The organism is Streptomyces sp. LARHCF249 (assembly GCF_052871255.1).
Window position 1 is genome coordinate 134,779 of sequence record NZ_JBIXJQ010000016.1, and the last position, 13,258, is coordinate 148,036.

A 13,258-nucleotide genomic window follows, 5' to 3' on the forward strand; every position below is an offset into this window, starting at 1 on the left:
CCCCAGCCGCCCTGGACTCCCAGGGGCGGTCCCGATCCGGTACCGCCACCCCTGGCCGAGGGCCGAGGGTTTCCAAGTAAAGGGACTGAGATGAGCAGCACCGCCACCGGGGCCGCCCCGGCCGAAGACCGCTCCGGGGACGCCCTCGTCAAGGCACTGTCCGCCGTCCGCATGCTGCGGGGCCGGCTGGACGCTCTGGAGCAGAAGCGCCACGAGCCCGTCGCCATCGTCGGCATGGGCTGCCGGCTGCCGGGCGGGGTCGGCTCCCCCGGCGACTTCTGGCAGATGATCAGTTCCGGCACCGACGCGATCACCGGTGTGCCCGGCGACCGCTGGGACGCCGACGCCTACTACGACCCCGACCCGAACGCCCCGGGCCGCACCACCATGCGCTTCGGCGGGTTCATCGACGGGGTGGACCGCTTCGACCCGTACTTCTTCGGCATCTCCCCGCGCGAGGCCGCGCGCATGGACCCCCAGCAGCGGCACTTCCTGGAGGTGGCGTGGGAGGCCCTGGAGGACGCGGGCCTGCCGCGGGAGAAGCTGCAGGGCAGCGCGACGGGCGTGTTCGTCGGCGCCAACGCCACCGACTACCTGCAGATGCAGCTCGAGGACCCGGCCGGCCTCGACACGTACACCGTCGTCGGCGGCACCAACTGCATCATCTCCAACCGGCTCTCGTACCAGCTCGACCTGCGCGGCCCGAGCATGACCGTCGACACGGCCTGCTCGTCCTCGCTGGTGGCCGTGCACCTGGCCTGCCAGTCCCTGCGCGCCCAGGAGTGCTCCACCGCGGTCGCCGCCGGGATGAACATCATCCTTTCGCCGACGATGACGGTGGCCCACTCCAAGGGCCTGCCGCTCGCGCCCGACGGCCGCTGCAAGACCTTCGACGCCAGGGCCGACGGCTACACCCGCGGCGAGGGCGTCGGTGTGCTCGTCCTGAAGCGGCTCTCGGACGCCGTCGCGGCCGGCGACCGGATCTGGGCCGTCATCCGCGGCTCCGCCGTCAACCAGGACGGCCTGACCAACGGCCTGACCGCGCCCAGCGGCCTGTCCCAGCGCGATGTCATCAAGGCGGCGCTGCGCTCCGCCCGCCTCGAGCCCTCGCAGGTCACCCTGCTGGAGGCACACGGCACGGGCACCAGCCTCGGCGACCCGATCGAGGTCGAGGCGCTGCAGGAGGTGTACGGGAGCGCGGACGCGGGCGGCGGGAGCTGCGCGCTCGGGTCGGTGAAGACCAACATCGGCCACCTGGAGGCGGGCGCCGGCCTGGCCGGCCTGATCAAGGTGGCGCTGAGCATCCACCACCGGGCCATCGCGCCCCACCTCCACCTGGAGGAGGTCAACCCGCACATCTCGCTCGGCGGCGGACGGCTGCGCATCCCGACCGAGGCGGCGAGCTGGGACGAGCCGGACGAGCGGCGGCACGGCGCCGTCAGCTCCTTCGGCGCGGGCGGCACCAACGCCCATGTCGTACTGGGCCCGGCCCCGCAGGACGACGGCGCGCAGCCGCGGGGCGAGGCGGCCCCCCGGGTGCCGCAGGCCGCGGAGGGCCCCTGGCTGCTGCCGGTCTACGCGGGCACCGCCGAGGCGCTGGTCCCGATGGCCCGTGCCTGGCGCGACCACCTCCAGGCCAAGGAGACGCGCCGGGAGCCGTTCTCCGCGCTGGTGCACGGCGCCGCCACCCGGCGCACCCGCCACCCGCACCGGCTCGCGGTCGCCGCGAGCACGCACGCCGAGGCCGCCGAGCGGCTGGACATGTGGCTGGCGGACAAGTCCCCGGCCTCCGTGGTCACCGGCCGCACCGGGGGCGGCATCAGCGACAAGGTCGTCTTCGTCTTCCCCGGCCAGGGCGCCCAGCGGGCCGGGATGGGCCGCGAACTGATGCGCGTCTGCCCGGTGTTCAAGGCCGCCGTGGCCGAGTGCGACGAGGCCTTCAAGCGCTGGACCGACGGCGGGTTCTCCGTCATCGACACGATCATGGGTCTGGAGGACGGGGCGCCGCTGGAGCGGATCGACGTCATCCAGCCGGCCCTGTTCGCCATCGCGGTCGGACTGGCCGCCCGGGCCCGGGCCTTCGGCGTCACACCCGACGCGGTGGTCGGCCACAGCATGGGCGAGGTCGCCGCCGCGTACGTGGCCGGCGTGCTGAGCCTGGACGACGCGGCCCGGATCATCTGCCGCCGCAGCTTCCTGCTGCGCCGCATCAGCGGGCAGGGCGCGATGCTGGTGGTGGGCCTGCCCTTCGACCAGGCCGCCGAGTTCGTCGCGGACCACAGCGACCGGGTCTCGGTCGCGGTCAGCAACAGCCCCACCTCCACGGTGCTCTCCGGCGACCCGGAGGTGCTGGCCGAGCTCGCCGCCTCCCTGGGGGCCCGCAACGTCTTCTGCCGCCACGTCAAGGTGGACGTGGCCTCGCACAGCCCGCAGGTCGACGCGCTGCGCGAGGACCTGCTGGCCGAGCTGGCGGGCATCGAGCCCCGCGCGGGCAAGGTGCCGGTCCTGTCGACCGTCACCGGCGAGCTGTGCGACGGCTCCGGTTTCGACGCCGCGTACTGGGCGGGCAACCTGCGCGAGCCGGTGCTCTTCTGGGACGCCGTGGGGCAGCTGATCGACAGCGACCACGGGGTGTTCGTCGAGATGAGCCCCCACCCGACGCTGCTGTCCGCCGTCGAGCAGGCCTTCGAGCACTCCGGCCGCGAGGGCCTGGCCCTGCCGTCCATGCGGCGCGACGAGCCGGAGTCCCACGGCCTGCTGGAGATCCTGGCCGCCCTGCACACGCACGGCCTGCCCGCCCGGCTGGCCGAGCTGCTCCCGGCGGCGCCCGCGCGTCCCGTACCGCTGCCCGCGTACGCCTGGCAGCACGAGAGCTTCTGGTTCCGCTCCTCGGGCGCGGCCGGCCCGGTGCCGGTCGACGCCTGCGCCGCCGGTGCGGTGCCCGAGCCGGGCGAGGCCCGCGCCGAGCTGGTCCGGGCCCAGGTGTCCGCGGCGGTGGCCGGGACCCTGGAGCTGAGCCCCGACCGGGTCGACCGGACGGCCGGGTTCTTCCAGATGGGCATGGACTCCACGCTCGCCCGCGATGCCCGCATCCGGCTGGAGACCCTGCTCGGCCGCCGCCTCCCGGCGACCGTGATGTTCGAACACCCGTCGGTGGAGGCGCTGTCCGCGCATCTGCTGACGCTGGCGGAACGGGCGGCCGCCGAGGCCGGCCCGCAGGCCCCCACGGCCCCGTCCGCCGCACCCACACCCGCTGTCATCCCCCCACCGCAGGCGCCTTCGGACCTTTCCGGGTCCGAGGACGGCACATCCCTCGACGACCTTTCCGAAGCCGAACTCCTCGCCGTGCTGGCCGCGGAGTCCGGTTCCCCGACGCCCGCAGCCGGAGGAGCCCGATGACCGACAGAGACCACGAGCGGCAGAACGTACTCGCCCAGAGCGTGCGGGAGATCCGCCGCCTGCGCACCGAGCTCGACGCCGCCGAGCGCACCCGCACCGAGCCGATCGCCATCGTCGGACTGGCCCTCCGGATGCCCGGCGGCGCCGAGACCCCCGAGGAGTTCTGGGAGTTCCTGAGCTCGGGCCGCGACGGCATCCGCGAGGTGCCCGAGGACCGCTGGGACACCGCCCGGCACGGCAGCCGCCTCGGCGGCTTCCTCGACCGGGTCGACGGCTTCGACGCCCCGTTCTTCGGGATCTCGCCGCGCGAGGCCGCCACCCTCGACCCGCAGCAGCGCCTGCTGCTGGAAGTGGGCTGGGAGGCTCTGGAGCACGCGGGCATCTCGCCGGCCGGCCTGACCGGCACGGACACCGGGGTGTACTTCGGCGTCACCACGTACGACTACGTGCAGCGCCAGATGCAGCAGATCGACCCGGCCGAGCTGGAGGCGTACAGCCTCACCAGCAACGCCTCCACCTTCGCGGCCGGCCGGTTCTCGTACTGGCTGGGCCTGCAGGGCCCGAGCCTGTCCGTCGACACCGCGTGTTCGTCCTCGCTGGTCGGCGTGCACCTGGCGTGTCAGAGCCTGCGCGCCGGGGAGACCGGCATGGCGCTGGCGGGCGGGGTCAACGTCCTGCTGTCGCCGGAGTGGTTCACCATCGCCGACAAGGCGAACATGCTGGCGCCGGACGGCCACTGCAAGACCTTCGACGCCCGCGCCGACGGCTACGTGCGCAGCGAGGGATGCGGAGTCGTCGTCCTCAAGCGGCTCTCCGACGCGCAGGCGGCCGGTGACCGCGTCCTCGGCGTCATCCGCGGCTCCGCCGTCAACCAGGACGGCCGCAGCGCCGGCATCACCGTCCCGAACGCCGCCGCGCAGCAGGACGTGATCCGCGCCGCGCTGGCCTCGGCCCGCGTCGAACCGGCGGAGATCGGCTACGTGGAGGCGCACGGCACCGGCACCCCGCTGGGCGACCCGCTGGAACTGCGCGCCCTGGACGCCGTACTGGGCGGCCGGGCGCCGGGCGAGGAGCTGGTCGTCGGCTCGGTCAAGAGCACCATCGGGCACCTGGAGCCCGCCGCCGGCATCGCCGGGCTGATCAAGGTCGTGCTGTCGCTGCAGCACGAGGAGATCCCGGCGCAGCTGGACCTCCAGGAGGTCAACCCGGAGATCGGCGTCGAGGACCTCTCGGTCACCTTCCCGCGCACCGCCGTGGCCTGGCCGCGCGGCGACAAGCCCCGTCTCGCGGGCATCAGCTCCTTCGGCGCGAGCGGCACCAACGCCCACCTCGTCGTCGAGGAGGCGCCGGCGGCCCCGGCCGCCGGCCCCGCCGCAGAGGCCGGGGGCGAGCGCACCGCGCAGCTGCTGGCCCTGTCCGCCAAGAGCCCGGCCGCGCTCGCCGACCTGGCCGCGCGCCACGCCGCGTACCTGGACGGCCCGGACGCCGCCCCGCTCGCCGACGTCTGCCACACCGCCGCCACCGGCCGCGCCCCCCTCCCCCACCGGCTGGCCGCGGTCGCCGGCTCCGCCGCGGAGATGCGGGAGAAGCTGGCCGCGTACGCGCCCGGCGCGATCCTGCCGGCGGGCGTCCGCACGGGACACGTGCCCGGCGGCGCGCGGCCGAAGGTGGCCTTCCTCTTCACCGGCCAGGGCGCGCAGTACGCGGGCATGGGCGCGGGCCTCTACGCGAGCGAGCCGGTCTTCCGGGCCGCGATCGACCGCTGCGACGCCATCGTCTCGGACCTGACGGACCGCTCGCTGCTCTCCGTGCTGCACCCGGCGCCCGCCGACGCCGCGCTGGTGGACGAGACCCGCTGGACCCAGCCGGCCCTGTTCGCCGTCGAATACGCGCTCGCGGAGCTCTGGCGCTCCTGGGGCGTCGAACCGGGCGCCGTGCTGGGCCACAGCATCGGCGAGATCGTCGCGGCCTGCGTGGCGGGGGTGCTGTCCCTCGAGGACGCGCTGACCCTCGCGGTGCGCCGCGGCAGCATGATGCAGGAACTGTCGGTGGAGGGCGCCATGGCGGCGGTCTTCACCACCGGGGAGCAGCTCGCGAAGGCGCTGGCGCCGTACGGGGGCGAACTGTCGGTGGCCGCGGTCAACGGCCCCGAGTCGCTGGTCGTGTCCGGCGGCGCGAAGGCGCTGGACGTGCTGCTGGCCGAGCTGGCCGGGGCGGGCGTCAAGTCCAAGCGGCTCACGGTCACCCGCGGCTTCCACTCGCCGCTGATGGACCCGGTGCTGGACGAGTTCGAGGCCGCGGCGGCCGCCCTGACGTACGCGGCCCCCCGCATCCCGGTCGTCTCCAACGTCACCGGTGAGCCGCTGACCGGCCCGCAGGCCTTCTCGGCGGGCTATCTGCGCGAGCACATCCGCCGTCCCGTGGACTTCCTGCGGGGCATGACCGCCCTGCACGGGCTGGGCTTCCGCGTGTTCGTGGAGACCGGCCCGCAGCCCGCGCTCTCCGGCATGGCCAAGCGGTTCCTGCCCGGTGCGGGCGACGGCGACCAGGCCCCGGTCTTCCTGCCGTCGCTGCGCAAGGGCCACGACGACGGCCGCGTCGCGCTGGACAGCCTGGGCGCCCTGTACGCGCTGGGGGCGCCGGTGGACTGGGCCGCGTACGACGCGGGCCGGGGCCGGCGGCGCGCCGCGCTGCCCACCTACCCCTTCCAGCGCACCCGTCACTGGTTCACGCCGAGCGCCCGCCCGGCGTCGGGCGTGCCCGCCGCGGACGAGGCCCCCTCGCCGCGCCTGCTGGGCGAGCGGGTGCCCTCGCCGCTGGATTCCACCCAGTACGCGGCGGTGCTCGACACCGCCGGCCACCCCTGTCTGGGCGACTGTGTGATGGACGGGCTGCCCGTGGTCAACATCGGCGTCTACCTGGAGTCGGCCCTTCAGGCCGCCCGGGCCGACGGCGGCGGCGCGGGCGCGCTGATCGAGGAGTGCCTGGTCCTGCAGAGCATGATCCTCGACGAGGACCAGCGGGCCCGGGTGCAGCTCGTCCTGGATCCGGCGCCCGGCGGCCGCACCGCGTACCGCTACTACTCCGCCCGGCGGGACGGCGCCGGCTGGCTGCTGCACTCGCAGGGCAAGCTGGCCGAACTCCCTGCGGGCGCACCGGCCGCGGCCGACCTGGACGCGCTGCGCGCCCCGCTCGCCGAGAAGACCACCGGCGAGGAGTTCTACCGCCGGATGTGGCGCCGCAAGCTGTACCTCGGCCCCACCGCCCAGTGGATCGAGCACGTGTGGAGCGGCGGGGGCGAGGCCGTCGCGAAGATGCGCGCGCCGCGCCCTGGCGAGGCCGACGGCTACCGGCTGCACCCCGGCCAGACCGACGCCCTGTTCCAGTCCCTGTTCGCCTGCCTGCCCGAGGGCACCCCGGCGGACGCCACGTTCATGCTGGTGGGCATCGACCGGTTCGCCTTCCACGGGTTCTCCGGGGCGCAGGGCGAGACGTACTGCCGGGTGCGGCTGCTGCCGTCGCCCGACCCGCAGGGGATGCTGCTCGCCGAGGCCGCGCTGTACGACGCCCAGGGGCGCACGGTGGTCGAGGCCACCGGGGTGTGCCTGCGCCGCGCCGAGAAGGACCAGCTGCTGCGGACCGGGGGCGCCGCCGCCCCGGCCGCCCGCGCGCTGCCCGCCGCGGCCCCGCTCGCCGCGGCCGCCGCCCCGCAGCCGCTGGACGCCGCGGGCGTACGGGAGCTGCTGGCGGCGACGGTCGCCCGCGCGCTGGGCACCTCCCCGGACGCGGTGGACCGCGACGAGCCGCTGCAGAACCTCGGCCTGGACTCGCTGATGGCCCTGGAGGTCAAGGAGGCGCTGTCCGCCGCGCTCGGGGTCTCCCTGCCGCTGGTGGCCTTCCTGGAGGGCCGCAGCGTCAGCACGCTCGGCGACCAGGTCCTGGAGACGCTCGGCACCCCCGAGGAGTCCCCGGCCGGTGCGGGTGCGCCGGGCGCCGCGACGCAGCCCGCCACGGGCGGCGGGCGGCTGCCGGAACTGGTCCGCGACGAGGCGGCCCGCTACGAGCCGTTCCCGCTGACCGACCTCCAGCAGGCCTACCTCGTGGGCCGCTCCAGCGCCTTCGAACTCGGCAACGTCTCCACGTACTTCTTCATCGAGGTCGACCTCGACGGGGTGGACGTGGACCGGCTGCAGGACGCGCTGCGCCTGATGATCGACCGGCACGACATGCTGCGCGCGGTGATGACCGAGGACGGCTACCAGAAGGTGCTGCCCGAGGTCGCCCCGTACGAGATCCGCACGACGGATCTGCGCGGCTGCGCGGAGGAGGAGCGCGGGGCGCGCCTGGCCGAACTCCACGACGAGGTCGCCGGGCAGGTCTTCGACACGGCGGTGTGGCCGCTGTTCGACATCCGCGCCACCCGCGTCACCGAGGGCCGCACCCGTCTGCACATCGGACTCGACGCGCTGATCATCGACGCGTGGAGCACCTCGATGCTGTTCCGCGAGTGGGCCGCCGCCTACCGCGGCGAGGCCGGCGCGCTGCCCGAGGTGCCGCTCACCTACCGGGACTACGTGGTGACGGCCAAGGCGGTCGAGGAGACCGACCTGCACGCCGCCTCGCTCGCCTACTGGCGCGAGCGGCTCGACACCCTGCCGCCGGCCCCCGAACTGCCGCTGGCCGCCGACCCGGGCTCGCTGGAGGCGCCGGCGTTCACCCACCGCTCCAGCCGGATCGAGGCCGAGGACTGGTCCCGGTTCAAGGCGTACGCCTCGGCGGCCGGCGTCACCCCGTCGGCCGCGCTGTGCACGGCGTACTCCCAGGTGCTGGCCTCCTGGAGCAAGTCCAGCCGCTTCACCCTGAACGTGCTGTTCTTCAACCGGCTGCCGCTGCACGAGCAGGTCGGCAGCGTGCTCGGCAACTTCAGCGCCACCACCCTGCTGGAGATCGACTCCACCGCCTCGGTCGCCTTCGGCGAGCGGGCCGGGCGCATCCAGCGCCAGCTGTGGAACGACCTGGAGCACAGCCACGTCAGCGGTGTCGCGGTGCTGCGCGAGCTCAACCGGGCCCGCGGCGGAAACGCCCGCGCCAACATGCCGGTCGTGTTCGCCAGCACCGTCAACTTCGCGGCCAAGGAGGACTCCGCGGCCTCGATGGGCCTGGCCCAGCACCTCACCGCCATCGGCGAGGGCGGCGAGGAGGTCTCCAGCTCGATCCGCACCCCCCAGGTGTGGCTCGACCACCAGGTGGTCGAGGACGCCGGGGCGCTGATCGTGAACTGGGACGTCATCGAGGAGCTCTTCCCCGCCGGGATGATCGACGCGATGTTCGAGGCGTACCTCGACGTGCTGCGCGGCCTGTGCGTCGAGGAGGACGCCTGGCGCCGCCCGGCGCCCGCCCTGGTCCCGGCCGCCGAGCTCGACGTGCGCCGGTCGGCCAACGCGACGGCCGGGCCGCTGCCCGCGGGGCTGCTGCACGAGCCGTTCGCCGCGCAGGCCGCCGCGCACCCCGGGCGGGTCGCGGTGATCGCCCCCGGCCGCGAGCTGACGTACGGCGAACTGGACGAGCACACCGACCGGCTGGGCCGCTGGCTGCTGGAGGCGGGCGCCGGCCGCGGCAGCTTCGTCGGCATCGTGATGGAGAAGGGCTGGGAGCAGGTCGCCGCCACCCTCGGCGTGCTGAAGGCGGGCGCCGCCTACGTGCCCATCGACGCCGCGGTGCCCGCCGAGCGGCTGCGGCTGCTGTGCGAGAAGTCCGGCATCCGCCTCGTCCTGACGCAGAGCCGCGTCGAGGCCGGCATCCGGTGGCCGGAGGGGACCGTACGGCTGTGCGTGGACGGCCCCGAGGCGCTGGCCGTGCCGGCCGGCGGCCTGCCCGCCTCGGCCGCCCGCCCGGACGACCTCGCGTACGTCATCTTCACCTCCGGCTCCACGGGTACGCCCAAGGGCGTGATGATCGAGCACACGGGCGCCCTGAACACGTGTCTCGACATCAACGAGCGGTTCGGCATCACGCAGGAGGACCGGGTCCTGGCCCTGTCCGCGCTCAACTTCGACCTGTCGGTGTACGACGTGTTCGGCATCCTCGGCGCCGGCGGCGCGATCGTGCTCCCGGCCCCGGACGCGCACCGCGAGCCCGGCCGCTGGGCCGAGCTGGTCACCGAGCACGGGGTCACCGTGTGGAACAGCGTGCCGACGCTGATGGAGATGTTCACCGAGCACGCGCTGGCCGCCGGGATGACCGGGAGCCTGCCGCTGCGCACGGTGATGATGAGCGGCGACTGGATCCCGCTGACCCTCCCGGAGCGCATCGCCGCGCTGGTGCCCGAGGCGGCCGTGTGGAGCCTGGGCGGGGCGACCGAGGCGTCGATCTGGTCGATCGCGCACCGCGTGACCGGTGGCGACGACCCGTCGCTGACCTCGGTCCCGTACGGCAAGCCGCTGCTCAACCAGCAGTTCCACGTACTGAACGAGGCCATGCAGCCCAGCCCGGTGTGGGTGCCCGGCCAGCTGTACATCTCCGGCGCGGGCCTGGCCCGCGGCTACCTCGGCGACGAGGCCAAGACCCGGGCGGCGTTCCTGCGCCACCCGGCCACCGGGGAGCGGCTGTACCGCACCGGCGACCTGGGCCGGTACCTGCCGGACGGGACCATCGAGTTCCTGGGCCGGGAGGACTTCCAGGTCAAGATCCAGGGGTACCGGATCGAGCTCGGCGAGATCGAGGCCGCGCTGCTGGCCTGCGACGGAGTGCGCGCCGCGGTCGCCTCCGCGGTCGGCGAACGCCAGGGCGCCAAGCGCCTGGTGGCCTACGTCGTCCTCGACGAGGACCGCAGCTGCGAGGTGACGCCCGAGCTGCTCGCGAAGACGATCGGCGCGGCCCTGCCCTCGTACATGGTCCCGCAGTACATCCTGATCCTCGACGAGCTGCCGCTGACCGCCAACGGCAAGGTCGACCGCTCCTCGCTGCCGGTGCCCGGCGCCGACGCCGCCGACGGTGACGCGGCGCAGGCCCCCCGGGACCTGACGGAGGGCGAACTCGCCGCGGTCTGGTCCGAGTTCTTCCCCGAGACCGGCTTCGGCGTGCACACCGACTTCTTCGCCCTGGGCGGCAACTCGCTGCTCGCGGTCCGGCTGATGGCCGAGATCCGGGCGCGGCTCGGATGTTCGCTGCCGCTGTCCACCCTGTTCGCCCGGCCGACGATCGCCCTGCTCGCCACGGCGATACGGGAGGCCGGCGGGTCGGTGCGCCGCACCGCGCTGGTGCCCATCCGCACCGGCGGTACGCGGACCCCGCTGTTCTTCGTCCACCCGGTCGGCGGAGACGTGCTCTGCTACGGCGAACTGGCCGGCCTGCTCGGCGAGGACCAGCCGTTCTACGCCCTGCAGGTGCCGGACGACGAGGTCCTGGAGACCGTGCCCGAACTGGCCGCGCACTACGCCGCCGCCCTCACCGCCGCGGTGCCCGAGGGCCCGTACCGGCTCGGCGGCTGGTCCATGGGCGGGGTCATCGCCCTGGAGATGGCCCAGCAGCTGACCGCGGCCGGGCACGAGGTCGAGCACCTCGCGGTGATCGACCTGCTCGAACCCCCGGGCCCGGCCCCGGAGCGGGCGGAGATCGACGACGCCGTGCTGCTCTCGTGGTTCGGCCGGGACCTGGCCGGCCTGGCCGGCACCTCGTGGGAGCCGGACCCGGAGCCGCTGCGCGCCGCGGACTGCCCCGAGACGGCCTTCGGGATCCTGTACTCCGAGGCGGCCGAACAGGGCGTCCTGCCCGCGGGGATCGGTCTCGAGATGTTCAGCGAGATCTACACCCGCTTCGCCCGCAACTTCCGGGCCCTGCTGTCCTACGCGCCGCAGCCGTACGCGGGAGCGACCGCGTTCCTGCGCGCCGAGGACGGCTCCACGGACGAGGCGGTCGCCGCCTGGTCCCAGCTGTTCCCCTCCGGTTTCCACTACGTCGCGCTGCCGGGCGACCACTACACGGTCATGCAGTCGCCGCGCCTGCGGCAGCTGGCCGACCAGCTCTCCCTCTGGCTCGCCGGCACGGCGGCCCGACCCCTCGAAGGAATACAGTCATGACGCTGAAGTTCGGTGCTTTCATCCCTCCTTTCCACTCCCTGGGCGAGGACCCCACCACCGCCTTCTGGCGGGACCTGGACCTCATCCACTGGCTCGACGAGCTCGGCCTCGACGAGGCCTGGGTCGGCGAGCACCACTCGGGCGGCTGGTCCACGGTCAGCTCCCCGGAGGTCTTCCTCGCCGCCGCGGCCGAGCGCACCCGCCGCATCAAGCTCGGCACCGGCGTGGTGAGCCTGCCGTACCACCACCCGCTGACCGCGGCCAACCGCATCGTGCAGCTGGACCACCAGAGCGGCGGGCGTGCCATGTTCGGCATGGGCGCCGGGGTCTCGCCCGCCGACGCCCACATGATGGGCATCTCCGCCGGTGACCAGCGCCGCATGATGGCCGAGTCGCTGGAGGCGCTCGTGCGCCTGTTCAAGGGCGACGAGCCGGTCACCATGAAGACCGACTGGTTCGAGCTGCGCGACGCGATGCTGCACCTGCGCCCGTACACCAAGCCGCGGTTCGACATGGCCGTCGCCAGCGCCGGCACCGAGCGCGGCATGCGCCTGGCGGGCCGGTACGGCCTGGAGGCGCTGACCTTCGCGGGCCGCCCGGGCATGTCCGAGCCGCCGCTGGCCCAGCTGTGGGCCGCCGGTGAGGAGGAGGCCGCCAAGTACGGCCAGACCGTGGACCGCTCCAAGTGGCGCGTGGCGATCTGCGTGCACATCGCGGAGACCCGCGAGGAGGCCCTCGACCAGGTCCGCGCCGGGATGAGCCACTGGTTCCGCGAGTACGTGCGCGACACCGTCGGCGCCTCCGCGAAGCTGCCCGAGGGCCGCGAGGCCGAGGTGGCCGTCGAGACCCACACGGCGATCATCGGCTCCGTCGAGGACGCCATCGAGGGCATCGAGCGCATGCAGCGCGAGAGCGGCGGCTTCGGCACCCTGCTGGTCAACACCCAGGACTGGGCCACCCGCGAGCAGACCAAGCGCAGCTACGAGCTGCTCGCCCGCTACGTGGCACCGCACTTCACCGGCGCCCTCGACAGCCGCCGCGCGTCCCAGAAGTGGGTCTCGGAGAACAAGGACGGCTTTGCCGCACAGGCCCGGGAGGCCGCGGCCCAGGCCACGGCCCCCCGCTGAACCCACCCACGGACGGAGTGCTCATGCCGACCCAACTGCAAGAGAAGTGGCCCACCGTAGACGGGGCGACTTTCAAGGAAGCCATGTCCCTGCTGGCGGCGCCGCTGACCGTGGTCACCACGCGTGACGCCCAGGGCCGGCCCTGGGGATTCACCGCCAGCGCGGTGACCTCGGTGTCGCTGGAGCCGCCCCTCGTGCTGGTCGGTATCGCGCACACCTCCAGCTGCCACGAGGCGCTGACACAGGTCCCCGAGTTCGTGATCAACGTGCTCGGTGACGAGCACCGCGACCTCGCGGGCCGCTTCGCGACCAGCGGCGTCGACCGGTTCGCCGGCGCGCCGCTGGAGGAGTGGCCGGACAGCCCCGGCCTGCCGCACGTTCCCGACGCGCTCGCGCTGCGCTGCGCGCTCGCGGACCGGATCACCCTGGGCGACCACGACCTGCTGGTCGGCCGGGTGCTGGACGTGCGCTTGGAGGGCTCGGGCCGGCCGCTGCTCTGGTACCAGCGGGCCTTCAGGACCGCCACCTGACCCCGCGCCCGCCCGGCGTGATCCGCCGGGCGGGCGCGGACAAGCGTGGAGCCGGGACGGGTGATCCCCGTCCCGGCTCCACGGCGGGGGGGGGGGGCGGCGCGACTACAGCGGCCGGGTTGCG

At 74.3% G+C, this 13,258-nt stretch carries 4 protein-coding genes; all 4 read left to right on the top strand.

Features of this window, described 5'->3' with window-relative positions:
• Positions 1-90 precede the first annotated feature (90 nt).
• From ACIPUC_RS33450 to ACIPUC_RS33465, 4 genes are read left to right on the top strand one after another with little or no spacing between them, the layout of a single operon-like run.
• The gene (locus ACIPUC_RS33450) at positions 91-3,399 is read left to right on the top strand and encodes a type I polyketide synthase (RefSeq protein ID WP_446594147.1); all 3,309 of its coding nucleotides are present in this window, start codon (positions 91-93) and stop codon (positions 3,397-3,399) included.
• Positions 3,396-11,477 (top strand): hybrid non-ribosomal peptide synthetase/type I polyketide synthase, encoded by an 8,082-nt coding sequence (locus ACIPUC_RS33455; protein WP_446594148.1) that lies wholly within the window; start codon positions 3,396-3,398, stop codon positions 11,475-11,477. Before ACIPUC_RS33450 ends, ACIPUC_RS33455 begins: the two co-directional genes overlap by 4 nt.
• Positions 11,474-12,604 carry an LLM class flavin-dependent oxidoreductase gene (locus tag ACIPUC_RS33460; RefSeq protein WP_446594149.1) on the top strand — a complete coding sequence of 377 codons (1,131 nt, stop codon included), beginning with the start codon at positions 11,474-11,476 and terminating at the stop codon, positions 12,602-12,604. Before ACIPUC_RS33455 ends, ACIPUC_RS33460 begins: the two co-directional genes overlap by 4 nt.
• 23 nt (positions 12,605-12,627) lie before the next feature.
• The gene (locus tag ACIPUC_RS33465) at positions 12,628-13,134 is read left to right on the top strand and encodes a flavin reductase family protein (protein WP_446594150.1); all 507 of its coding nucleotides are present in this window, start codon (positions 12,628-12,630) and stop codon (positions 13,132-13,134) included.
• The last annotated feature ends 124 nt before the right edge of the window (positions 13,135-13,258 follow it).